At 46.0% G+C, this 25,919-nt stretch carries 20 protein-coding genes; 2 read left to right on the top strand and 18 right to left on the bottom strand.

The features are described 5' to 3' along the window. Positions 1–35: 35 nt before the first annotated feature. The 17 genes from F905_RS06610 to F905_RS06530 form a co-directional block, all read right to left on the bottom strand. Positions 36–2,039, bottom strand: a complete 2,004-nt coding sequence (locus F905_RS06610) for an esterase/lipase family protein (protein ID WP_005178802.1) — start codon at positions 2,037–2,039, stop codon at positions 36–38. A gap of 113 nt (positions 2,040–2,152) precedes the next feature. After that, on the bottom strand, positions 2,153–3,061 hold the full coding sequence (locus F905_RS06605; protein ID WP_005178801.1) for an ABUW_2363 family tetratricopeptide repeat lipoprotein: 909 nt from the start codon (positions 3,059–3,061) through the stop codon (positions 2,153–2,155). A 107-nt stretch (positions 3,062–3,168) separates the two neighbouring features. Next, complete coding sequence (cysE, locus tag F905_RS06600) at positions 3,169–3,978, bottom strand: serine O-acetyltransferase (RefSeq protein ID WP_005178800.1); 810 nt, start codon at positions 3,976–3,978, stop codon at positions 3,169–3,171. Further along, positions 3,971–4,825, bottom strand: coding sequence for an RNA methyltransferase (locus F905_RS06595; RefSeq protein WP_005178798.1), 855 nt, complete (start codon positions 4,823–4,825; stop codon positions 3,971–3,973). The genes cysE and F905_RS06595 overlap by 8 nt, the downstream gene beginning before the upstream one ends. 29 nt (positions 4,826–4,854) lie before the next feature. Next, positions 4,855–8,421: a DNA polymerase III subunit alpha gene (gene dnaE, locus F905_RS06590; RefSeq protein WP_005178797.1), complete on the bottom strand. Its 3,567-nt coding sequence runs from the start codon at positions 8,419–8,421 to the stop codon at positions 4,855–4,857. 267 nt (positions 8,422–8,688) lie between these two features. Beyond that, entirely contained in the window at positions 8,689–9,384 is a 696-nt protein-coding gene (locus F905_RS06585; protein ID WP_005178793.1) for a methionine ABC transporter permease, read from the bottom strand. After that, positions 9,381–10,406: a methionine ABC transporter ATP-binding protein gene (locus F905_RS06580; protein ID WP_005178790.1), complete on the bottom strand. Its 1,026-nt coding sequence runs from the start codon at positions 10,404–10,406 to the stop codon at positions 9,381–9,383. Before F905_RS06580 ends, F905_RS06585 begins: the two co-directional genes overlap by 4 nt. A 75-nt stretch (positions 10,407–10,481) precedes the next feature. Beyond that, positions 10,482–11,351 (bottom strand): MetQ/NlpA family ABC transporter substrate-binding protein, encoded by an 870-nt coding sequence (locus F905_RS06575; protein WP_005178787.1) that lies wholly within the window; start codon positions 11,349–11,351, stop codon positions 10,482–10,484. A 506-nt stretch (positions 11,352–11,857) separates the two neighbouring features. Further along, on the bottom strand, positions 11,858–12,409 hold the full coding sequence (locus F905_RS06570) for a GNAT family N-acetyltransferase (protein ID WP_034598172.1): 552 nt from the start codon (positions 12,407–12,409) through the stop codon (positions 11,858–11,860). A gap of 218 nt (positions 12,410–12,627) precedes the next feature. After that, complete coding sequence (gene purD, locus F905_RS06565; protein ID WP_005178779.1) at positions 12,628–13,911, bottom strand: phosphoribosylamine--glycine ligase; 1,284 nt, start codon at positions 13,909–13,911, stop codon at positions 12,628–12,630. 155 nt (positions 13,912–14,066) lie between these two features. Continuing rightward, a complete protein-coding gene (gene purH, locus F905_RS06560; RefSeq protein WP_005178775.1) occupies positions 14,067–15,641 on the bottom strand; it encodes a bifunctional phosphoribosylaminoimidazolecarboxamide formyltransferase/IMP cyclohydrolase in 1,575 nt (524 codons plus the stop codon). Positions 15,642–15,732: 91 nt separating this feature from the next. Further along, positions 15,733–16,002, bottom strand: coding sequence for a DNA-binding transcriptional regulator Fis (gene fis / locus F905_RS06555; protein ID WP_001086304.1), 270 nt, complete (start codon positions 16,000–16,002; stop codon positions 15,733–15,735). Positions 16,003–16,370: 368 nt separating this feature from the next. Further along, positions 16,371–17,240 carry a DUF3426 domain-containing protein gene (locus F905_RS06550; RefSeq protein ID WP_005178772.1) on the bottom strand — a complete coding sequence of 290 codons (870 nt, stop codon included), beginning with the start codon at positions 17,238–17,240 and terminating at the stop codon, positions 16,371–16,373. An 18-nt stretch (positions 17,241–17,258) separates the two neighbouring features. Next, positions 17,259–18,161, bottom strand: coding sequence for a 50S ribosomal protein L11 methyltransferase (prmA, locus tag F905_RS06545; protein WP_005178769.1), 903 nt, complete (start codon positions 18,159–18,161; stop codon positions 17,259–17,261). Positions 18,162–18,278: 117 nt separating this feature from the next. Then, positions 18,279–19,166: a bile acid:sodium symporter family protein gene (locus tag F905_RS06540; RefSeq protein WP_005178768.1), complete on the bottom strand. Its 888-nt coding sequence runs from the start codon at positions 19,164–19,166 to the stop codon at positions 18,279–18,281. A gap of 77 nt (positions 19,167–19,243) precedes the next feature. Beyond that, entirely contained in the window at positions 19,244–20,128 is an 885-nt protein-coding gene (locus F905_RS06535; protein WP_005178767.1) for a bile acid:sodium symporter family protein, read from the bottom strand. 162 nt (positions 20,129–20,290) lie between these two features. Continuing rightward, positions 20,291–20,650 carry a hypothetical protein gene (locus F905_RS06530; protein WP_005178766.1) on the bottom strand — a complete coding sequence of 120 codons (360 nt, stop codon included), beginning with the start codon at positions 20,648–20,650 and terminating at the stop codon, positions 20,291–20,293. Between the two features lie 261 nt (positions 20,651–20,911). Here F905_RS06530 and mnmG point away from each other — a divergent pair, with 261 nt between their 5' ends. Beyond that, positions 20,912–22,792, top strand: coding sequence for a tRNA uridine-5-carboxymethylaminomethyl(34) synthesis enzyme MnmG (gene mnmG, locus F905_RS06525; protein ID WP_005178764.1), 1,881 nt, complete (start codon positions 20,912–20,914; stop codon positions 22,790–22,792). A gap of 326 nt (positions 22,793–23,118) precedes the next feature. On the opposite strand, the gene F905_RS06520 is transcribed toward mnmG, so the two are convergent. Then, entirely contained in the window at positions 23,119–24,117 is a 999-nt protein-coding gene (locus tag F905_RS06520) for a helix-turn-helix transcriptional regulator (protein WP_005178762.1), read from the bottom strand. A gap of 245 nt (positions 24,118–24,362) precedes the next feature. On the opposite strand from F905_RS06520, the gene F905_RS06515 reads away from it, so the two are divergent. After that, on the top strand, positions 24,363–25,913 hold the full coding sequence (locus tag F905_RS06515) for a circularly permuted type 2 ATP-grasp protein (RefSeq protein WP_005178759.1): 1,551 nt from the start codon (positions 24,363–24,365) through the stop codon (positions 25,911–25,913). Positions 25,914–25,919: the final 6 nt, after the last annotated feature.

The following is a 25,919-nucleotide window of genomic DNA, read 5'->3' as shown; positions in this document are numbered from 1 at the left end:
GAAGCGGTTGAAGGCTTCGGTTTTTTATTGGCAGGTTAAGGTTTATATAAACCCAGCTCCTGCAAATGTAAGCGTAAAATCCGGCGCAGTTCTAATACCGCCTCCGGGGTTTCCTGAATCGAGTGGCCGCCGGTAATAATTTTTTCAGACTGGGCCTGTTTCAGATGCGCACTTTCATAGGCCACAATATCATCGGTGATGAGAGCAGGGTCGTTACTCTGACTGGTATTGCCCATAATACTATGATATTTCAGTCCTTTACGTGGCTGAATATCTTGAGTTAAGGCAATAAATTTGGATTGATGGCTTAAATCGCTTGGGCCATTTTGAATCAGGCCTTTATCTAGTTCATTGACCAGATCTTTCAGGCTCGGGTCTTCATTTAACAATGAATCGGTGGCCGCATTTAAAAATGCCCCCGGTAAACGGATAATTTTACGCGCCACTTTGGTAAACCAGCGATCGGCATATTCGGTGCCGCGGTGCGGAGCGGCCAAGAAAATTGCCCGGTTAAAGTTAGGAATATCCTGCATAATCAGGCGCTGCTGAATCACGGGAATACGGCGGTATTTGGCCAGTTGTCGGCCACTCATCATCGACAGGGCTTCTTTGGACACATCGGCATCACTGACCAGGAGTCGGGCAATAATCCCGCCCATACTGTGGCCGACCAGCACCGCATCTTTTTTCGCCGCGGCTTTGGGATTGACCTGCTGGAAGGCTTGGGTCAATAGAGCATGAATCTGGAAACGGCTTTCAATAATTGGCATATTGGTCGAATAAAACACCTGCCAGACCTGATAATGCTCGCGTAACACTGGATCACCCATAATATCGTTGGTTAAGCGAATCCAGGCTTCCGGACTACTGGCCAGACCATGCACCAAAACCAGCACTTTTTTATTTGGATTATATGGTTCCAGAAAATATAAATGCGGCATGGCCAGCTTGTCATCACGGTCAATCAGTGACAGATAAGCCGATTTCAGCAGATTATTTTCCGCCAGCCACAGTCCATAAGGCGCAGAAAAATTAGCCGCCAGCGGATAGTTTTTATTGGCAATGCGGGCCTGTTCATATTTATAGGGATCATAGGCGCGCAGGCGAAAATCCTTGTTCAGGATATCCTCTACATTGCCAAACTGCTGCGGTTCAGCCACCAGGGTTGCCGCCAGATAACGGGCCTGATGGATATTCGGATTCTGATTGTTTGGATAACGATGGCTTAAAGGATCAATAATATAACGGGCTTTCTCTGGCTGATCTGCGCGTTGCTCCGGCAGAATGACCAGAAATTCCGAGCCAAAACCATCACGACGGGTAATGGAGCGCAAGCCTGAAAAGTTCAGGTCATAGGTGGCTCTTAACTGCTCGATTTTTTGCTGTTTTAAGGTTGGAAAATAATTGAAGTCAATATGATAGGTACTTTCACCGACCTGAATCTGGCTGGCCACCACATCTGGTTGATAGCGCAGGGTATAGCTGGACACCAGTTTGGCAATGGCCTGATTATAAAAGTCGCGGATTTGTACCTGACGGTTGTCAAAAATCCGGTCTTGTGGCGCCCGTTCGGTTTTGAACATATAGGCATAGCTATAACGGATACTTTTATCCAGCATAAACAGCTGCTGGTCGAGGCATTTTTGATAGTTCTGCTGCTGTAATTGCTGTTTTTCTTCGGACTGGTGTTTGCTTAAAATTCCGATTTTACAATTGGAAGAATCGGCCAGTTGCATGGCTTTGGCCAGATAAACTTCGCTGGCAGTGGACAGCAGCTGTTCATCCAGAATTTCCGGAATCTGCTTCAGTTCATCAATACACTGTTTCGGGTTTTCGGTACAGATTTGCGCTTCACGGCCAGTCATGGACAAGACATTGAGGCTGGCCTCGCTCAAGCGGTCACGAGATAAAATACTTTCCCGTTCGTTGGCAATGCTGACATTTAATGCTTGCTGTTTAACACTGACCGTTTGGCAGCCAACGAGAATGGAACTGCTGAGCGCGGTGGCCAGCATCATCTTATACGTCATAGTGGTCATGTGAATTCGCATCGTATTTTATAAGTTTTTTTTAATCATACTGAATTTCTTGGTTTTTTCAATTGACAAAAAAATAGGCCATATAACATGACCTATTTTTTCTTTCACCAGACTTAAGCCTTCGGTGTCATGATTTGCCAGACATTCCAGCGGCCCTGTTTTTCAATTTCAGTAATTAAACGGTCTGCCACAGCTGCTTCTTGCGGATACTTGATCTTGTAGTTTTTCAAGGTCTGTACCGCATTTTTCTTTTGCTCTAAAGCAATATAGTTGTTGGCAGCAGCCAGATAGGCTTCCTGTACGCCGGCTTTCATGGCTTTATCTAAATAAGAAATTGCTTCACGATGACCACCACCTTCAGACAGGGCAAAACCAAACCAGAAATTGGCTTCGGCATCTTCCTTGTTAATTTTCAAGATGCGCTGCGCATAAGCCAGAGAACGGGTGGTATAAATTGAACCTAAGTCCAGGTTACGTGCCATTACGCTGGCTTTAAAGGCACGAATCAGCACATCAAAAGAGGCATTTTCCTGTACCGCCAGGCTGTCCAGTTGTTGGGTGACTTCTTTGAGTTTAGCTTCAAAACCGCGGCGTTCCTGACGGTCAGTAAAACGTGGTGGATAGTGACGTGCTTTACCTTCGACCATCTGTAAAAAGTCATCAATTTCGGTGATGTCAATTTCATTTTCACCGGCCAGCACCGCAAACTTCAAGCTGCGCTGGTTGTTGTTGATGGTCGGAATAATCAGACGGTTGGTGTCTAAAGTAATTTTTTTCGATGGATTATCCGGGGCAGTTACTTCCATTTTAGTCACTGGCTGGGCCGCAGCCTGTTGCAGGTTCAGTTCAAATGGAGGAGGTGCATCATAATTAAACGGATTTAAAGCATAAAATGGAGGGGTCAGATCAGGCTCGGTAAACACAATTGGTGCATTGGCTGGGTTTTGTTGTTTTGGTGCAGTGGAACAGGCTGAAACTAAAGTGGTCGCAATCAGAGCAAATGCCAAAGGCTTAAGCGTCATAATATTCATCCGTTAATTTATTTTAAAATGGCTGAGCATGTTCGTCAGTCTAAAAAATCTGTGACGAACATGCAAGAGAAGGCAAGAAGTTTGCTGTTACCGTGTTGTTAAGCTTTGGACTGGCTGCTTTGTGCTTCACATTCACGGCGCACATCTTCAATAATTTTTAATTCTTCAGCACTAAACGGCTGTTCGTTTTGCTGCTGCTTTTTAAAGCTTGGGTCGAGTAAAGACAGACGCTGGCATAAGGTATTCATGCGTTTTTCATTGTGCTGAATACGGTCTAGCAAGACCCGCATGCCGTCTAGAATCGGATCGGACTGATCCTGGGTAGCCGCATACGGCTGGAAACCGATGCTTTCGGCATAGTCACGGCGGCGTGCTTCGGCTTCATCTTTTGGCTGATCTTTGGTAATAAAACGTGCCGGATTGCCGACCGCAGTGGTATTGGCCGGTACCGCTTTGGTTACCACTGCATTGGAACCGACTTTGGCATTTTTACCCACGGTAAATGGCCCGAGAATTTTCGCGCCAGCACCAACAATCACGCCATCTTCTAAAGTCGGGTGACGTTTGCCTTTGTTCCAGGTGGTCCCCCCAAGAGTCACGCCATGATACAGGGTCACATCATCGCCAATTTCGGCTGTTTCACCAATCACCACACCCATACCGTGGTCAATAAAAAAACGGCGACCAATTTTCGCACCTGGATGAATTTCAATACCGGTGGCAAAGCGGCTAAATGAAGACAGCAGGCGCGCCGAACCCTTGCAGTCTTTGTTCCAGAGTTCATGTGCAACCCGATGCATGATCAGGGCATGAATGCCGGGATAGGTGGTTAAGACTTCCAAGGTATTGCGTGCAGCAGGATCGCGCGCAAAGACAGCTTGTATATCTTCTTTGAGCTGTTTAAGCATTATCTTGATCCTCGTCCTGTGTCGATGTTGTTGATGATTTTTTCCATGAACCGTTATTCAATGCCTGTACGCGACTAAAAATGCCACGTAATAAGTGATATTCCATACGATCTAATTGTATACGTCCAAAAAGCCGACGCAAGCGCAAAGGTAATAATCTTGGATTTTTCGGATCCATAAATTCAATCTCGGCCAGCATTTTTTCAATATGCGGATAGAACTGTTCCATCTGGGCATGGGTCACCAGAGGCTCATCCCATTCCATTTCAATGCCATCAAGAACCTGCATGGTGGCTTTAGGGTCTGGCTGCTGTTCTACCCGGGCCATGGCTGCCATCCGCATTTCATAACAGATAATCTGAATGGCCTGGGCCACGTTTAACACGCCGTAGTCGCTATTCACCGGAATGGTGACATGGTAATTGGCTAGGGCCAGTTCTTCATTGGTCAGACCACGATCTTCACGGCCAAAAATCACCGCAATTTCCTGATGCGATGCCGTGACGGCCTGCATGGCTTTTTCCGCAGCCGGGCGGACATCCAGCAGCGGCCAGGGAATGGTGCGGCTGCGCGCACTGGTACCAAACACCAGATGACAGTCCTGAATGGCCTGTTCCAGGGTGTCGACAATTTCAATCTGTTCAATCAGATCGGTGGCACCGGCCGCCAGTGCGTCAATATCCGGATGCGGATAGGTCTTCGGTGCGACCAGCACCAGTTTGGACAGGCCCATGGTTTTCATGGCGCGTAAGGCGCTGCCGATATTGGCGGGCAGAGTGGTATTGACCATGACAATACGCACATGGGAGAGATGTGCTGACAAGGCAGCATTGTCGACTTGACTCATACAAGGTCCAGAATAAAGAAAATTTTAAATTAAGAATATTGACCCATTTCGGCCTGATATAAATCGAGCGCATCATCCATGCTCATGTCCGCTGGAGGTGCCGGAACGTGGGCAGGCTTGGGCTCATGCGCCACCGCTTGGGCGGCTTTAGATTTCACCTGATATTCGATATGCAGAGCATCTTTACCAAAATAATCACGTAGCTTGATCAGCAGTTCATCCATTGGCGCGACTTTCCATTGCACGCCTAAATGCAGTTCAGCAGTGGCATAACCATAATCTACATACAGAATCACAGGAATATGCGTGCTCATATCAATATTGGTATACGGCATCAAAATCTGCTGTACATCACGACTCAGCGTTTTACTGTCATGTTCGGCAGATAGCGTAATCTTGATACTGTTAGCCCGTTTCTGACGGATTTCATTCAGGCTAAAGGCTTTGGTCAGACGCCCCATTGGACGGTCAAAACCTTCGCGCTCATAAATTTCGCCTTCAATCACCACCACTTTTTCAACCTGGATGATGTCTTTAAAGCGCTGGAAACGCTCGTGATTGGCTGATACTTCAATTCGTGCGGTGCCATCATCTAAGGTCACCACCACCCGGTTCGGGAAGTTGGCCACATCCAGCACCAGTCCGGCAAAGACTGTGGTGACCCCACGGCGGGTCGGACTCAGTTCATTAATTCGCGCCGGAATAAAGGATTTCAGCTCAGCCCGGTATACATCAATCGGGTGGCCGGTCAGGTACAGGCCTAAAGTATCTTTTTCACCTTTTAAGCGGACTTCATCGGACCACGGTTTAACCGGTTTGGCCGGTTTGCGCTGCACTTCTTCGACTTCACCAAACAGGTCCATAATCCCGGTTTCACGGTTAGAACGGGCCTGTTCTGCAGCTTGCACCGCTTCCGGTAACTGCACCATCAGGCTGGAACGTTCAATGCCTAAACAGTCTAGCGCACCGGCACGAATCAGGGCCTCTAAGGTGCGTTTATTGATTTTTTTCAGGTCAATCCGGTGACAGAAATCAAACAGGTCTTTATATGGTCCTTGCTGGATACGCGAATCAATCACCGATTGCATGGCCTGTTCACCCACGCCTTTAATTGCGCCTAAACCATACACAATGGTTTTGTCATCGGTGGCATGGAAATGATACAGCGACATATTCACCGACGGTGGTAATACTTCCAGACCATTGTGGCGGCAGTCATCAATCAGGAACACCACGTTATCGGTGTTCTGCATTTCCGAGGACATGACGGCAGCCAGGAACTCAGCCGGGTAATGGGCTTTGAGCCAGGCGGTCTGGTAGGCCACTAACGCATAGGCAGCCGCGTGTGATTTGTTAAAACCATAGCCGGCGAACTTTTCCATATAGTCGAAAATATGGTTGGCGGTGGCTTCATCAATATCTTTTTGGGCTGCACCTTCAATAAAGATTTTACGCTGCTTGACCATTTCTTCGGGTTTTTTCTTACCCATGGCACGGCGCAGCAAGTCTGCACCACCAAGCGTATAGCCGGCACAGTACTGTGCGGCCTGCATCACCTGTTCCTGATACACCATAATCCCGTAAGTTGGCTCCAGTACGCCTTCGAGCAGCGGATGCAGGTATTCAAATTCACCGCCATGCATACGATGAATAAAGTCCGGAATCAGGTCCATTGGACCCGGACGATACAACGATACGAAAGCAATAATTTCTTCAAATTTACTCGGGCGTGCTTCTTTCAGCATCTTTTTCATGCCCACGGATTCAAACTGGAACACCGCGGTGGTATTGGCATTGGCAAAGACCAAATAGGCATCTTTGTCATCCAGCGGAATATGGGCAATATCCAGCGGGATCTCGGGTTTAACCCGTTTATTAATATTCTGCACCGCATCTTCAATTACAGTCAGGTTACGCAGCCCCAGGAAGTCGAACTTGACCAGACCAGCGGCTTCAACGTCATCTTTATCGTATTGGGCCACCCGGCCGGTGCCATCGGCATCGCACAGTACCGCAGAGAAGTCGGTAATTTTGGTCGGTGCAATGACCACACCACCGGCGTGTTTACCGGTATTTCGGGTAATGCCTTCGAGCTTTAATGCCATTTCCCAGATTTCAGAAGCATCGTCATAGTCCGGATTACCCGGATTGGTGACAATATCTTTTAACTGCGGTTCAGCCGCCAGCGACTCTTCCAGACTCAGACCCAAAGGTTTGGTCGGAATCATTTTGGAAATACGGTCGGCCAGACCATAAGATTTACCCAAAACCCGGGCCACGTCACGAATCGCGCCTTTAGCGGCCATGGTACCGAAGGTGGCAATCTGCGATACCGCATCACGGCCATAGGTACGGGCCACGTAGTCAATCACGCGGTCACGGCCGGCAATACAGAAGTCGACGTCAAAGTCGGGCATCGAGACACGTTCCGGGTTCAGGAAACGTTCGAACAGCAGTTCATAGCGCAGCGGATCCAGATCGGTAATTTTTAAACTGTACGCTACCAGCGAGCCGGCACCCGAACCACGACCCGGACCGACCGGCACGCCGTTATTCTTCGACCACTGAATGAAGTCCATCACGATCAGAAAGTAACCCGGGAATCCCATCGAGTTAATAATATTAATTTCGTATTCAATCCGCTCATCATACGGTTTGCGGATTTCAGGCCAGTCTTCATCGCGCTGCGCTACCGGATAAAGATGGTTCAGGCGCTCTTCCAGACCTTCCTTGGATAAATGCGCAAAGAAGGTTTCAATGGTATGGCCTTCCGGAATCGGGTAATCCGGCAGGAAGTATTTGCCCAGTTGCAGCGTCACATTACAGCGCTTGGCAATGTGATAGGTGTTTTCAATGGCAGACGGAATGTCGGCAAACAGCTCGGTCATTTCTGCAGCGGTTTTAAAATACTGCTCCGGGCTGTAGTTTTTTGGTCGGCGGCTATCGCCCAAAACATAACCATCGGCAATACAGACGCGCGCTTCATGCGCTTCAAAATCTTCACGGCTGATGAAGTGCACATCATTATGTGCCACCACGCCAATATTATATTTTTTCGCCAGCTGTACCGCTTCATAAATGAAGTCTTCTTCATTCGGGCGATTGGTGCGGGTCAGGGCCAGATAAACCCGGTTTCCAAACTTGGCAATCCATTCTTCAAGTAAAGGTTCGGCTTTTTGCGGGTTAGAGGTACAGAGCATTTTACCGACATCGGAGTGAATGCCGAGCAGGGCGATTAAATCGTCATGCTGCTCCAAGACCCAGTCTTTCTGTACGCAGGGAATATCCAGCTGCTGGCCTTCAATAAAACCGCGCGACACGATTTCGGTCAGATTACGCCAGCCATGATTGTTCATGGCCAGTAAGGTCATGCGATGTTCGGCATCATTCAGGCGGATTTCCGAACCCATGATCGGCTTGATGCCTTTGCCCAGACATTTGCCATAGAATTTGACGGCGGCATGCAGGTTGGACAGGTCGGTGATGGCCAGGGCAGGCATTTCTTCACTGGCTGCGGCTTTGACTAAATCAGGTATACGTACGATAGATTCTGTAATCGAAAATTCAGTATGAATACCAAGATGAACAAAGTGCATAAATCAGTCCCTGCAAAAACCACTGCACATTTTAGCACGGGATTTTGGCTTTCAGTTTGAAATTAAGGGGAAATGGCGAAGTTTTAGATACTCAAGCCAACGTAGCGGATTGGTTTCTCATCACTTGAACAGTAATCTGTATAGGCCGGAAACCGATGTTTTCGAGCTGCTACGAGGGTGATTAACAGCCAAAAATAAAACCCTCCGTAGAGGGTGATTAATTTGAGGATTGATGATCTGTCCCGCGCTGGATAGAGAGGTGAACCCTTATCTGAGTTTAGCCAGCCATTCACCCAGCATCTGCACAATTTGCACCAGAATCAGCAGCACAATGACGGTCAGAATCACCACGCTGGTATCAAAACGCTGGTAACCGTAAGAAATGGCCAGATCACCAATTCCGCCGGCACCGACGGCACCGGCCATTGCGGTTGCACCAATCAGGCTGATGGTGGCAGTGGTCAGGTTTAGAATCAGCGAGCTACGTGCTTCCGGCAAAATAAACTTGAAAATAATCTGCAGCGGTGTGGCACCCATCGCCTGTGCCGACTCAATAATCCCTTCATTGACTTCCAGCAATGAGGTTTCAACCAGACGGCCAATATACGGACCGACATAAATGGTCAGCGGGACAATGGCAGCCCAGGTGCCAATTGAGGTACCGACCAGAAACTTGGTTAAAGGAATAACGGCAATTAACAGGATAATAAATGGCAGGGAACGTAGCGCATTTACAATCGGGTTCAGGCCATGATAAATCGCGCGGTTCGGTAAAATACCGCCCGGACGGGTGGCGACCAGGGTAATCCCCTGAATAAAGCCCCAGATACAGCCAAACAGCATGGCAAAAAACACCATGTGGAAAGTTTCTTGTAAGGCTGTGACAAACTGGTCCATCGACAGGGCGCTTTTCCAGAACGGCGCGGTCAGGCTGGTGAGCCACTGGACAATTAAATCTCTCATCCTTCTACTCCTGCTTGTTCAACCTGAACCCCATTTTGTTCGAGGAACTGAAGTGCTTGCTGAATAATGGCCGGGTCCCCTAGCAACTGAATAAACATCTGCCCAATCACCGCGCCATTAATTTCAGTCATGTTAGCAAATAAAATATTCAGGCTTAAATCAAACTGTTTAATTACTGCCTGAATCACGGTTTCCTGCGCCGATTTCCCTAAAAATTTCAGGCAGTAAATACTGTGCTGATTCTGGTTTTCCAGATTGTTTAAAATATTCACCGGTAACTGCTGTTGCAGCACGGTTTGAATAAAATTCTTGGTGGTTGGATGCTGCGGCTGGCTAAAAATGTCCAGGGTAGAACCGGTTTCAATCACCTGGCCATGTTCCATAACGGCCACATAATCACAGACTGATTCAATTACATCCATTTCATGGGTGACCATGACAATGGTAATGCCTTGTTCACGATTAATTTTTTTTAGCAGTTCCAGCACCGATTGCGTGGTTTGCGGATCCAGCGCACTGGTGGCTTCATCACAAAGTAAGATTTTAGGATGATTGGCCAGGGCACGGGCAATCCCGACCCGCTGTTTTTGACCGCCAGACAGCTCATCTGGATAGGCATCTTTTTTATGTTTCAGATCAATAAATTCGAGCAGTTCATTCAGGCGTTTTTCACGCTCTGCCGCCGACCAGCCGAGCAGTTTCATCGGCATTTCAATATTGGCCGCTACGGTTTTGGTTTGCAGCAGGTTAAAGTGCTGGAAAATCATGCCGATATTGGCACGTTCCTGACGCAGCGCCTTGGCACTTAAAGCGGTAAAGTCAGTGTTATTGATGATTACCTGACCTTCATTCGGGCGCTCCAGCAAATTAATCAGACGAATGAGGGTACTTTTTCCTGCACCACTATAACCAATAATTCCAAAGATACTGCCATCTGGAATTTGCAGATTGACCTGATCCAGCGCGCGAATGGTCTGGCCTTTAAGCTGATAATGTTTGGAAATATTCTTAAATTCGATCATAGCGTCAAGAAACTGTACAAAAATGAAAAACAGGCAAAGTACACTTTGCCTGTTTGTTAACTCAGCATTATATGCTTAATTGGTTTCAGTTAAATAGCTGACAGGTTTATTTACCGCAACTTTTGTGCCACCGAAGTTTTGATCTACATACTGTTTCACCGCTTCAGTGTGATAAAGCTCACCGACTTTTTTCAGGATCGGGTCATCTTTACGTGCTTCTGCAACTGCCAATACGTTGACGTTCAGCTTGGTACTCTGGTCAATTGGTTCGTAGAAGATTGAATCTTTCAGTACGTTTAAACCGCCTTCCATCGCTAGGGTATTGCCTAGCACAATGGCATCCACTTCATCTTTAACACGAACGGCTGTCGCCATTTGAATTGGCTTGATCACAATTGCTTTGGCATTTTCAGTAATGTCATTTGGAGTGCCCGTTGCAGGAGAGAAGTCTGCTTTCAGCTTGATCAGACCTGCAGATTGCAATAACAGCAGGGCACGCGCTTCATTGGCTGCATCATTCGGAATAGCAATGGTCGCGCCGTTCTGGAACTCTTCCACTTTTTTCACTTTGCTTGAGTAAATCCCCATTGGCTCAAGATAGGTGGTCGAAACCGGCGCAATCTTCTGCTCATTGTTGGCATTGTAAGCCACCAGATAAGCATAAGACTGGAATGCGTTCACATCAATTTCGTTGTTTGCCACAGCGGTGTTCATTGAAACGTAATCGGTGAAGTTTTTCACTTCCAGCTTGATACCCGCCGCTTCAGTTTCAGGCAAAGTCGCAATATAGCGCCAGATGTCAGCATCGGAACCGGTAGATGCCATGGTGACGGTTTGTACAGTTGCAGCATCAGTTTGTGCGGCGTCAGTTGCCGGCGTTTCCTGTTTTGCACAGCCAGCTAAACCAACAGAAAGACCTAGAACCAGGCCAAGGAACTTTTTCATGTGTCCATCCCAAATAAAGTGAAGCAGCCAAGCTGTTACTTTATTGATAATTTTAAGCGCCGGGATTTCACTTGAGCCGAAAGAGGCGAGATTCAAGTCCATCCAGTGCGCGAATTCGTTTAGGCTTTCAGCTATCTGCTGTATTTTTCAATTGACTTTAAAAGCGCTTAAAGCCATGTAATTGAAAACTTTATTTTTAGAAGATAGCGAAAAAATGGTCTACATCATAACAATAAATTGATATACAAAATAGTGTATAGAAACTAGACCTTTAGCCGTATTCCTGCATAAGTAAAGTTCATAAAATAAGAAAAGAATAAATAAATCAATTTACTATTTTGAATTGAAAGGGCTAAATCTATGAAAAAATCTTATAGATGTTTATATAAAAAATTATACAATCTAAATCGTAAAAATAGATATAGCACAGATGGGGTAGGATGATAGATCTTTATAATGATTATTTCCTTCAATCCTATGACAGTTTTCATCCAAACTTGAGATTTTTAATGCGCTTGCAGATAGCTTTGGCGATCAATTTGATAGAGCACATGCATGAGTAAAGGATGATCTGCCGGCACCAGCGGATGCGCAAAGGTTTTGACTTTGCTTAAGCCAATTTTTTGCATGACTTTTTCCGAGGGCGTGTTGAGCACGGTAGTAAAGGAAACTACGTTGTCCAGCTGTAGCTCACGAAAAGCATAATCCAGTACGGCTTTTGCGCCTTCGGTGGCATAACCGTTGTGCCAGTATTGCTTGGCTAGTCGCCAGCCAATTTCAATACATGGGGCAAAATCATAGTGTTCTAGATGCTGATGTAAACCAATAAACCCGATAAATTCACCGCTACTTTTTAGTTCGACAGCAAACAGGCCCCAGCCGTGTGTGGCAATAAAATTCTGGATGCGTTGCATAAAAGCCAGACTTTGCTGCTCGGTCAAGGGATTGAGGAAATAGCGCATGACTTCAGGATCGGCACACATTTGGATAAATGGGGATGCATCACTGTCTTGCCATTGGCGGAGGATCAGGCGAGGGGTTTGGAGGTGGATTTTCATGTTAAAATGATTAATAAGCTCTTGATACATCATAAATGCATTTATCAAGAAAAGAATGATAATTTCCGTAATGAGATAAGACATGAAATCCCTTCTGCCTTTAGGGTGAGGGTTTTCACCTCTCCCTGACCCTCTCCTGAGAGGAGAGGGAAACCTTCGAAGCATAAAAAACCCCGCACTCAGCGGGGTTTTTTTTACTTAATCAATCTAAGAGAGAATTAAGCATTTTCACGCGCAATCGCACGGTAACCAATATCTTTACGATATTGAACGCCGTCGAAGGTTACTTTTTGGCAAAGTTCTAAAGCTTTTGCTTGTGCTTCACCAATGGTGTTGCCTAGTGCAGTTACGCAAAGTACACGACCACCAGCAGTGACAATCTCACCATTTTCATTGGCTTTAGTACCGGCATGGAACACTTTGGCATCGGTCATTTCGGTGTTTAAACCAGAAATCACATCGCCATTGCTAGACGTTTCTGGGTAGCCTTTAGATGCTAAAACAATACCGACAGTCTTACGCTCATCCCATTCAGCTTCTGCTGGCAAGTTACCTGCAATACCAGCCTCAACCAGATCAACCAAAGATGATTTTAAACGCATCATGATTGGTTGAGTTTCAGGGTCGCCGAAACGACAGTTAAACTCGATCACCTTTGGTTGACCTTGTTCATCAATCATCAAGCCAGCGTACAAGAAACCGGTGTATACGTGACCATCTGCTTTCATACCGTCAACGGTTGCGCGCATTACTTCTTTCATCACGCGCTCAAATACGTCTGCAGTCACCACAGGCGCAGGAGAGTAGGCACCCATACCGCCTGTGTTTGGACCTTGATCGCCTTCAAAAATACGTTTATGGTCTTGAGAAGTGGCCATTGGCAAGATGTTGTCGCCATCAATCATACAAATGAATGATGCTTCTTCACCTGCAAGGAATTCTTCGATGACTACGCGAGAACCGGCATCACCAAATTTGTTGGCTGCCAGCATGTCATCAATGGCTGCAAATGCTTCTTCGTTGGTCATCGCCACGATTACGCCTTTACCTGCAGCAAGACCATCCGCCTTAATCACAATCGGCGCACCATTTTTTTCAACAAAGGCTTTGGCTGCATCGACTTCAGTGAATACGTCATAGAATGCAGTTGGAATGTTGTGGCGTTTTAAGAAATGCTTGGCAAATGCTTTAGAGCCTTCAAGCTGCGCTGCAAACTGGGTTGGACCCCAGATTTTTAAACCTGCTTCACGGCAAGCATCCACCACACCATTGACCAGCGGTGCTTCAGGACCAACCACGATTAAATCTACCGCATTGTTTTTTGCAAAGTCGATAATCGCCGCATTGTCTAAAATGCTTAAATTGATGTTTTCACATTTAGCTTCGGTTGCTGTACCTGCGTTGCCTGGTGCAACAAAAACTTTAGCAACTTTTTCATCTTGTGCGATTTTCCATGCCAATGCATGTTCACGACCGCCATTACCCAAAACTAAAATGTTCATTTAAAAAATCCCTCAAAATTGAATCCCTCCCAACCTCCCTTTAAGAAAGGGAGGGGAATCGCGAAAAACACTGTTCTCTTACGCGAAAAGTCCCCCTTTTTACAAAGGGGGATTTAGGGGGATGATTAAATACGACTTCTAATTAATTTAGTTAATTAGTGACGGAAGTGACGCATGCCAGTGAACACCATGGCAATACCAGCTTCGTCAGCTGCTGCAATGGTTTCTTCATCACGCATAGAACCACCCGGCTGGATAATGCATTTGATCCCTGCTTTCGCAGCGTTATCAATACCATCACGGAACGGGAAGAATGCGTCAGATGCCATCACTGCACCTTCAACCACGAGGCCTGCATGTTCAGCTTTAATTGCTGCAATACGCGCAGAGTTTACACGGCTCATTTGGCCTGCGCCCACACCGATGGTTTGACGGTTTTTCGCATACACAATCGCGTTAGACTTCACGTATTTCGCCACTTTCCAGGCAAAGATCATGTCGTCAATTTCTTGCTCGGTTGGAGCACGTTTGGTCACCACTTTAAGATCATCTTTGGTGATCATGCCCAAGTCTTGGTCTTGCACCAGCAAACCACCGTTGACACGTTTGTAGTCCATTTGTGGCGCACGTTCGTCAATTGCTGGTAATTCGCCACAGACCAGTACACGTACGTTTTTCTTCGCGCCAGTCACGTCCAAAACACCTTCAGCAACGCTTGGTGCAATAATCACTTCAACGAATTGACGGTCAACAATGGCTTGTGCAGTTGCAACGTCTAATTCACGGTTGAATGCAATGATGCCACCGAATGCAGATTCAGGATCGGTTGCATAAGCCAAGTCGTAAGCCGCTTGAATGCCGTCTAAAGATACCGCAACACCACATGGGTTGGCGTGTTTTACGATCACACAAGCAGGTTTCGCGAATGATTTCACGCATTCAAGCGCAGCATCAGTGTCGGCGATGTTGTTATAAGAAAGTTCTTTACCTTGCAGCTGTTTAGCTGTTGAAACAGATGCTTCAGTTGCCGCTGGGTCTACATAGAATGCAGCCGATTGATGCGGGTTTTCACCGTAACGTAAATCTTGTGCTTTGTTCAATTGTGTATTGAACGTACGCGCAAATTTGTCTGCTTCGCCTTGTTCTTTACCTACGCGAGCGCCTAAGTAAGATGCGATCATGCCGTCGTATTGTGCAGTATGTTCAAATGCTTTCACTGCCAGGTCAAAACGGGTTGCGTATGACAGGCTGCCTTCAGCTTTAAGCTCGGCAATAACAGTCGCATAGTCAGATGCGTTGACGACGATACCGACAGACGCATGGTTTTTCGCCGCAGCACGAACCATGGTTGGACCACCGATGTCGATGTTTTCAATCGCATCTGGCAGGGTGCAGTCAGGTTTTGCAACCGTTGCTGCAAATGGATAAAGGTTCACTACTACCAAATCGATTGCATCGATGTTGTGTTCTGCCATTACAGCTTCGTCTAGACCGCGACGAGCCAGAATGCCGCCATGAATTTTAGGATGTAAAGTTTTTACACGACCATCCATCATTTCTGGAAAACCGGTGTGCTCTGAAACTTCAACTACAGCGATATTGTTGTCTTTAAGCAACTTATATGTACCGCCTGTAGATAAAATTTCTACCCCAAGAGCCACTAGATTTTGTGCAAATTCAACAATTCCAGTTTTGTCAGAAACAGAGATTAAAGCGCGTTTAATAGTCATGATTTTCGTCACAGTTATCAAAAAACAGATTAAAACATTAGCAAAATGCGGTTAAAAAAAATGCCCACGAAAGCCGCGAGCATTTTATCATTTATTCACTCATTAAACCGTGAGCTTTTAACTTTTTACGTAAAGTACCACGGTTTAAGCCTAGAATCTCGGCAGCACGTGTCTGGTTACCACGTGTATATTCTAGAACTACAGATAAAAGAGGTTTCTCCATTTCTGCTAGCACCATGTCATACACCTGAGAAGGTTGCTCGCCTTGCAATTGAGCAAAGTAATGGCGAACTGCGCGATCAACGTGGATACGAAGAGCGACATCAGATTGTGCAGTAAAAATAGGAGATTTGCTATTCATGCGAATTAATCCGAAAAATCAGATATCACTTGGGTAAAGTGATATATAAATGTGGTCTATAAATAAATGAACCCCGTTTTAGATCCTAAAACGAGAGTTCTAAAACTGGAACATTTAGCTTGCCACAACTCACAGCGCTGGTCGAAAAATAAGCGTAACAATAGATTAATAATTGTTACAGACCAAAAATCGAAACGAAAAAACCTGCTCAATACGCGTTATTGAAAATAAGGCGCATTCTGCGAGTTTCTATTTGTTTTGAATTACTGAGGAGTATGCAGCACTAAGCTTACGTGGCGCGTATCATACCATTGTCTTAGAAAAAGTGAGCAAGAAAACTGCACTTTTTTTACATTTTTTTTTAATTTTTAAGGCTTGATAATTTCTAAATTATAGGTATCAAAGCTTTTTCGGGTCACTGGCAGCTGAATTTCAAACTTGAATGGGGTATTTTTTGGAATCCGCTCAATGCTGGCCAGACTTTTAATTAAATACTCTTTCGGTTCGAGTACATAGGTCGCCACTTCTTCATTATCATCTTTTAAGGTGATTTTCAGTTTTGGCAATACCAAACTCTTGTCATGAAAATTGATCAGCTCGCCGGAGAACAAGGTATGTTCATGGTCATAGCGTTTCACCCGCACACGGTTAATTGAAATCAGGCTGTACTGCTTTTCAAAGGTTTCACAGTTAAACAGCTGGCAGACCCCGTTAAAAGCCACAGTCAGGGCAGGGCTGTTGTTCATGAATTTCGGGTTAAACCATAGAATCTGGAAAATCAGCAAACCGACCAGACTAAAATTGACAATACCCCACAGCGTGTAATAGCCCGCACCATGTTTCTTGCGTTCTTGCTGCAGTTCATTTTCAGACAGATTCATCGAGGGAATACTGGCAATCGGTTCGGTGCTGAAATAATTCAGATTGTTTAAGTAGGTCTTTAAATCAATATTGGAATGTTCAACCTTACGGTCAAAAATATCCAGCAGATGGGTTTCATGTGTGTCGTCAAAAGCCAGACCATGATCGGCCAGAACCGGCGAACTGACCTGTCCACCAGTAAAACCGTTGTATTCGAGCTGGGTTGGCGCAGGCTTTGGCTGCACCAGATGCGAGAGTGCATTAAAGGTAGAGGCACATTTGGGACAGCAAACCATGCCCTGAGCCACTGTAAGCTGTGCAACAGAAACTTTATAGGTGGTTAAACACTCGGGGCACTTGGTCTGCTTTTCACTCATAAGATCTATAGAGGTTGATTAATGCGGCTGGCGCTTCCCGGAAATTCGGCACCAGTTTTCTTCACGTTTTTCGACCTCTAATATATCAAAAAATTCAGAATAAACACTAGAAACTTCAGCAACTTGCTCTTCGATTACACCTGCAAGTGCGAACTCTCCCTCAGATTTGGTTAAAGTTGCGAATTCAGGCGCAAGCATCATTAACGGGCCAGCCAGAATGTTGGCAACCAGTACATCGGCTTTCTGATCTTTTAAGGTTTCATTAAACTCTTCAGGCAGACCGACAAACAGACGATCCAGTACGCCATTCAATTCAGCATTTTGCTGGGTGGCTAAAACCGCTTGTGGGTCAATATCAGTGGCATAGACTTTTTTCGCACCTAAAAGTAGGGCAGCAACACCTAAAATGCCAGAACCGCAACCATAGTCGATGACGATTTTATCTTTAACATCGGTTTTACCTAACCATTGCAGGCACAGGAACGTTGAGGCATGGTTACCGGTACCAAAGGCCAGACCCGGATCCAGTTTAATATTCACCGCATCTGCTTCAGGGGGCTCTAGCCATTCCGGTACAATCCAGAATTTTTCAGCAATCTGGATTGGCTCGTAATAATCCATCCATGAGCGTTCCCAGACCTGATCTTCCAGGAATTCGCTACGCATTGGTGCATCTGGCAGTTGAGTGCGAATGAAAGTTTCCAGCGCAGCCACATCAATTTCTTCGTTTTCGTCCTGTGCATAAATACCGGTCACAATCACCTTGTTCCACAGCGGTGTTTCGCCTGGAAGTGGTTCAAGCAAGTCCTGATTTTCAGCATCATCCAGCGTTACACTCACGGCGCCAAGTGAGCTGAGTAATGTTTCAGTAAAGTCGACTTGAGCTTGATCAACAGTAATATGTATTTGTAACCACTTCACAGGAATAACCTAATTTGTTTTTTCAAAAGGATATTGTAGCGGAAGGCAATCGGTTTCGCCTACCAATGTACAAAATAAAAAGGATGTCAGTGCGACATCCTTGGGTGAAAAAAGTACTTAACTGTTTGCCACCACAGGCTTGGGTTCGGTAATCGGCACAAAGCGGTTTAATAACATGCCGAAGATGGCAGCGAAGATATACATGAAAATAGAATAGACTGCCGCCGGCATGGCCACGGTTGAACTGGCCATAACGGTTAAGGCAATGGTCATGGCAAGCGTGCTGTTATGAATCCCGATTTCAAAGGCACTGGCGCGGGCCTGGGCGCTATTAATCCCAAACAGGCGTGGGACGAAGTAACCAATCACCAGACTGGAAATACAGAACAGTGCGGTAGCCAGGCCAATATCACCAATATAATTCAGGATATTGTGTCGCTCCTGCACAATGGCCCCAATGATAATTAAAATCAGAAAGATCACTGCAAAAATCCGTAACGGTTTATTCAGTTTCTCGGTCAGTCGCGGGGCATAATGACGAATTAGCATACCAATAATCACCGGCACAATAATAATCCCGAATACCTGCAAGATTTTACTGAATTGCAGGCCAATGCTTTGGTCAGCCTGTAAAAAGTGGGCAATTGCGAAATTGACGATAATGGGTAAGGTCAGTGCTGCAATCACCGAGTTAATTGCGGTTAAGGTAATGTTGAGCGCCAGATCGCCCTTAAATAAATAACTGAACAGGTTGGCGGTACTGCCACCCGGCGAAGCAGCCAGCAGCATCATGCCGACGGCCAGTAACGGCGGTAGTGCCAGAATTTTACATAATAAAAAGGCAATCCCGACCAGCAATACCAGCTGGCAAAATAGTGCGACCAGGACTGCTTTGGGGTGTTTGGTAACGCGTGCGAAATCTTTGGGCGTGAGTTCCAGCCCCAGCCCAACCATAATAATGGCCAGCGCCAAGGGCAGCATAACGGTAATAATGCCTGAATCCATATGACCTTCCTGTCAAATTTATCCTTGTGAGAAAAGACAGTTGCTTCATGCAAAATATCTTTTACTGTTTATTCAAATTACTCTATGACTTTCTGTTTTACCGAATTTAACGGCATTCGTCTAGCCAGTAAATGTCCAAAGATCAAGGCAAACATATACATGAAGATGGTGTAAATGGCGGCAGGAATGGCAATCTGGGTGCTTTGTAGTACCGACAGTGCCAGGGTTAAAGACAGCGCGGTGTTATGAATACTCATAAAGAAACCGCAGGAGCGTGCCTGCTGTTCGGGAATGTCCATCAGCTGTGGCAGCACATAACCAGCCACCAGACTGACAAAAGCATACAGGGCGGTGGCCAGTCCAACCTGTTCCATATACTGCGCCAGCTGATAGCGCTCCTGAAAGAGCGCGAAAAAGAACAGGGCAAAAATAAAATATACCGACATGCGTCGAATTGGTTTACTCAGCCGTTTGGCCAGCTCTGGAAAAGAGGAGCGAATGGCCATCCCTAAACAGACTGGTACTAAAATTAGCAGGAAGGTATAGGCAATCCGCTCAATTGGCATGTTGATTTCGGTCTGATCGGCCATGAAATAGCGCATGGCAATACTAATCACAAAAGGCAGGGTTAAAATGGCCATCACCGAATTGATGGCGACCACGACAATATTTAAGGCCACATCACCTTTATAGACATAGCTGAACAGGGCAGAGGTGGAACCACTAGGGGTAGCTGACAGCAACATTAACCCCACTGCCAGCAAAGGAGGTAGTTCTAAAAACAGGCAGAGAATAAATGCCAGTCCAACCAGCAAGACCTGCCGGGTAAACAAGGCAATAAAAATGACTTTCGGTTGCTGATTGACCCGAATAAAATCTTTAGGGCTGAGTAGCAAGCCCAAACCCATCATTAATACCGCCAAGGTTAGCGGTAGAAAGAAGGTAAAAATGCCGCTTTGCATGGCATCATCCTATTTAATTCTTATTTTCCCCAGTTTCAGTGTAATTGAGTTGAGTTTTAAATCAACCATAAAAATAATAAAAACAGCCATTTACTTGGTAATAAATGGCTGTTTTCTTGATTGAGTTCACATATTTTGGCTAGATGTGAATCGGGTTGGAGTTTACATTTGAGCAGGACGCGGCGGGGTAAATCCAAGGGCACATTTACCACGAACTTCTGCACCGGAAATGGTTGCCGTGGTTGCATTCATGTCTTGGCCACAGGTGGTATACAGTGCAGCTTCATCACCGTGAATATCGAGTTTTCTGTCTGCCGGGAAGAACTGTGGCTGGCAGGTACCGTTCCAGATAATGCCACGATAGGCAAAGCTGACCGCAGCACCTTGAGATTTGCCTTTACAGACATTCTGATAGCGCTGAGAATCGTACACTTTTTCAACTTTGTCATTTGCCTGTACAGCTGCAAATGGAGATAAACATAAACCGCAGAGGATGGATGAGAGGAGTATCTTCTTATTCATAATTCGTACCTGTGCTTGTTTGTAATGAGTACATGATTTAGGATAAAAAATAATCAAAATAAAACAACCTATATCTGGTTAATTTTTAATATGAAATGTTTTTATTTGCGGTATATCTGCAACGTTCATTTACATTGCCAGGCAATCAATCAGGTGAAAAACCACGAGAAAATCCAAATAAAATTGACTTAATCTGTCAACTTATACGCCGGCTTTTGCTATAATATTCTGTCATTTCTTTTTATCTCTCAATTTACCACTATGCATTATCCTAAAGTTTACGATGTCATTGTTATCGGCGGCGGTCACGCGGGTACGGAAGCGGCTTTGGCTGCGGCGCGTATGGGCCGACAAACCTTGCTCTTAACTCATAACATTGAGACTTTGGGGCAGATGAGCTGTAACCCGGCCATTGGTGGTATTGGTAAATCGCATCTGGTGCGTGAAATTGATGCCTTGGGCGGTGCGATGGCGCTGGCTGCCGATAAAGGCGGGATTCAATTCCGTATTCTGAACTCGCGTAAAGGTGCTGCAGTGCGTGCCACACGTGCACAGGCTGATCGGGTTCGCTATAAAGCTGCCATTCGTGAGACTTTGGAAAACCAGGCCAATTTGGATATTTTCCAGCAAGCGGCGGATGACCTGATTGTAGAAGGCGATACCGTTAAAGGTGTGGTCACCCAAATGGGCATTCGCTTTGATGCCAAAACGGTAGTATTGACTGCCGGGACCTTCCTGGGTGGTGTGATTCACGTCGGTCTGGAAAAATCCAGCGGTGGTCGTGCCGGTGATCCACCCTCTATTTCTCTGGCACACCGTTTACGTGAATTGCAGCTGCCGGTGGGCCGTTTAAAAACCGGGACTCCACCGCGTATTGATGCACGTTCAGTTGATTTTTCGGTGATGACGCCGCAGCCGGGTGATTTCCCGTCTCCAGTGATGTCATTTATGGGCGATGCGTCGATGCATCCTGAACAGGTTAACTGCTATATCACCCATACCAATGAAAAAACCCATGACATTATTCGTGGTGGTTTGGATCGTTCGCCAATGTATACCGGCGTGATTGAAGGGGTAGGTCCACGTTACTGTCCTTCGATTGAAGATAAAATTCACCGTTTTGCCGACAAAGATTCGCACCAAGTCTTCTTGGAGCCTGAAGGCTTAGATACCCACGAGCTGTATCCAAACGGTATTTCAACTTCACTGCCTTTTGATGTGCAGTTTGAATTGGTACGCTCAATCCGTGGTATGGAAAATGCCCATATTCTGCGTCCGGGTTATGCGATTGAATATGATTACTTTAACCCACAAGCGTTGAAATTCACTTTGGAAACCAAAGCCATTAATAACCTGTATTTTGCTGGTCAAATCAACGGGACTACTGGTTATGAAGAAGCCGGTGCGCAAGGTCTGCTTGCAGGTTTGAACGCTGCACGCCGTGCCTGGGATCAGGAACAGTGGACGCCAAAACGTGATGAAGCGTATATGGGCGTACTGGTTGACGACCTGATTACCTTGGGAACCAAAGAACCGTACCGGATGTTCACCTCACGTGCCGAATACCGTTTAATGCTGCGTGAAGATAACGCAGATCAGCGTTTAACAGCGATTGGCCGTGAACTGGGTCTGGTGGATGATGCACGCTGGAATGCTTACTGTGAAAAAATGGATGCAGTTGAGCGTGAGAAAGGCCGTTTACAGCACTTGTGGGCTGCGCCAAATAACCCGATGGGTAAAAAATTCGTTGAAATGACGGGTGCAGACCTTTCTAAAGAGTGTTCTGCAATTGACCTGCTAAAACGTCCAAACATCACTTTTGCGCAAATTGCCGAACTGACTGGTTCAGAAGTATCGCAGCAAGTCGGTGACCAGATTGAAATTGCGGTGAAATACGAAGGGTATATCAACCGTCAGCATGAAGATGTAGCGCAGATGAAACGTCTGGAAGAAACCAAAATCCCGGCTGATTTTGATTATGACGGCGTATCTGGTCTGTCGCGTGAAATCACCATGAAGCTGAAACAGGTATGGCCGGAAACTCTGGCACAGGCCAGTCGTATTCCAGGCGTGACTCCTGCGGCAGTTCAATTGGTGATGATCACCATTCGTAAAAATGCTCAAGCCCGTAAATCTGCTTAAAAGATCCTAATTTGTGAAAAAGCCCGCGGTTGAGATCGCGGGCTTTTTTTATGTGCTGAATAAATAAAGTGGAAATTGAGTTTAAGAAAAAAACAGATTTAAGCTGCAGATCTTATGATTTCACAGATGATGTTGGAAGCGTTACAGTCATCTTATCCAAACAGAGAGGAGTACACGATGACCTTAAAAACCATTCGTTATAATACGGCTGAACTGGCATGCTAACGGCAATCGCATCCTGTTCAACTTCCCTAAAAATCAGCAGCGATAACAACAAAATTGAAAAGAAAATAAGTAAATGTTAGGTCCCAGACTTGGGACCTTTTTTATTCATTGATTTGATGCACAGCGTCAGACACTTCTGCCGGCTCAATCTGTACCAGTTTTTTGCCAAAACTGCGCAGCCACCACACCAGTTGCGAGGTAAACGGCACATTGGAAATGACCTGATACAAGCCATTGTCCAGCTGGATAATCTGCTGGTCTTTGCTTAAACGGGTTTCTTCAAAATAATGTGCATCGGCTTCTGACATGGTCAGTTTCAACTCGATATTTTCAGTCGGCTTGCTGTAATCGACTCTAAAGCCCAGCGCGCCGGATTCAATATAGGCATCAATATCAAAATTAACCGGATGCAGGGCGCGGGAATTTAATACCTCCGCCGATTTAAAGCGATGCAGTGCAAAGGTCTGAATATCGGTTTTGTCGTGTCGGGTGCAAATCAGATAAATCACTGCACCTTTTTGTACCAGTGCCAGCGGATTCAGAATATAGGTTTTCTCTTCCGAAGCCGTGGTACGTGGATGGTAAACGCATTCCAGCTGTTTGTCCTGTAGCAGACCTTCATAAATAGCCTGTTGTGCGCTTTTATCGACTACCGGCGGAATCAGCGGCTGAATGGCCGGCACAATCCGCACCCGGTTAATCCACTGACGGACATTGTTCTGGGTCGACAGGCTGCGCCGTGCCAGATCAAACCACGGGGTCATTTCCTCAATCAGGCTAGGCGGTAACAGATGCTTGAGATGTTCTTCCACCATCATAAAGGTAACTGCCTGCGAGCTGGTCATGTGCGGCAGGCTTTGTAGCGGTGCATCGGAGCGCCAGCGCCAGCCTTGCGGGACGGTGCCATTATTTTCAATCGGGAAGCGCTGCGAAATCTGGTTTAAATCGCGCTGGATGGTACGCAGGCTGATATCAATGCCTTCACGTTGCAGAATTTCCTGTAATTCACGGGTACCCATCCATTTTCCGGTAGAAAGGCGGGACAGGATTTGCCACTGGCGATAGAGGCTATTGGACGTTTCTTTTTCTTGTGTCGACATATTGGAATCAGCGCTGAGATAAATATTGGAGAGTACATGGCTATAGTCCACACAATAAGAAATGTCATGCTTTTTGGCAAGTGGCAGGCACGAGGTCTGGCGATAAATTGATACAAGATGAAGCAAAATAAGATTTGTTTTATCTCTAGAGATCGGCGATAAAGAAAGAGTGAATGCTAAGTCACAATTATTGGCACTGGAATTGCTTATATAAAATTAGAAAGGATAACAATGATGAGGTTTGTATGCTGAAAGAAAATCAAGATACAAATTCAATAGATACAATAACATCAGACCATCTTTTAGAGCGGGTGCAGGTCTCGGTGACCGATATTTCGCTGCCGCAGCAAAAATCATCTGTATTATTCGAACAATTGAAATCTGAATTTTTTAATGAATTGTCGGGCGAACAGAGCCTTGCCGATAGTGCCGCGCAGAAAATCGAACAATGGCTGACCCAGCACAGTTTAGAAGAACTGACAGCACTGAATGATGCCGCCAAAGCACATTTTCTGTATCAGGGAATTACCTTTACCGTGTATGGCGATCAGGAAGGCACCGAGCGCACCATTCCTTTTGATATTATTCCGCGGGTTATGGCCCGGCAGCAATGGAATACAGTGGCCTTGGGCTGTGCCCAGCGTACCCGGGCGCTAAATCTGTTTTTACATGATATTTATCATCAACAGGATATTCTAAAAGCCGGTATCGTACCGGAACTGCAGGTGCTGACCCACGAAGCCTATCAGCCACATATGCTTGGTCATGGTCTGAAGGGTAAGGTCTATAGTCAGATTAGTGGCATTGACATTATTCGTGATCAGCACGGTGAATTTTTTGTGCTGGAAGACAATTTAAGAACGCCATCGGGTGTGTCTTATATGCTGGAAAGCCGCAAGATTAGCCAGAAACTGATTCCAGAGCTGTATCAGCAGAATAATATTCAGGGCATTGAGCATTATCCACAGCTTTTAAAAGAAATTCTGGCCGAAAATGCCTATGTCGATCAGCCTTTTATTGTGGTGCTGACCCCGGGGCGCTATAACAGTGCCTATTATGAACATGCATTTTTAGCCCGTGAGATGGGTGTACCTTTGGTAACATCGAGTGACCTGTTTGTATTAAATGACAAGGTTTATGTGAAAACGGTGCGGGGCAAACAGCAGGTTGATGTAATTTATCGCAGGGTAGATGATGCATTTTTAGACCCGCTCTGTTTCAGACCGGACAGCACCCTGGGTGTGCCGGGCCTGATGTCGGCCTATTTACAGCATCACGTCGTCATCGCCAATGCGCCGGGTACCGGGGTGGCCGATGACAAATCCATTTATCCTTATGTCGATAAAATGATTCATTTCTATTTGGGTGAACAACCAATCTTAAATAATGTCCCGACCTATCAGTGCCGCGAAGCAGATGATCTGGCCTATGTGCTGGAACATCTGGAACAGTTGGTAGTGAAAGAAGCACAAGGTTCAGGTGGATATGGCATGCTGATTGGTCCTCAAGCCTCCGAGGAGCAACTGGCCGAGTTTAAAATGAAAATTCTGGCCGCACCGCAAGCCTACATTGCCCAGCCGACCCTGAATCTGTCGGTGAGTCCGACCTTAACCGAACAGGGCATTGCCGAACGGCATATTGATTTACGTCCTTTTGTGCTCAGCTCGCCTTATCGTACTGAAATTGTTCCCGGTGGCTTAACCCGTGTGGCCATGCAGGCCGGTTCGCTGGTGGTCAATTCATCTCAAGGTGGTGGCATTAAAGATACCTGGGTGGTTGATCCCTTACATTCATAACAACTC

Origin of the sequence: Acinetobacter sp. CIP 53.82, from assembly GCF_000369465.1 — a bacterium.
Taxonomy (GTDB): domain Bacteria; phylum Pseudomonadota; class Gammaproteobacteria; order Pseudomonadales; family Moraxellaceae; genus Acinetobacter; species Acinetobacter indicus.
Note: the sequence above shows the minus strand (reverse complement) of the source record. Positions and strands in the feature narration are given on the sequence as shown.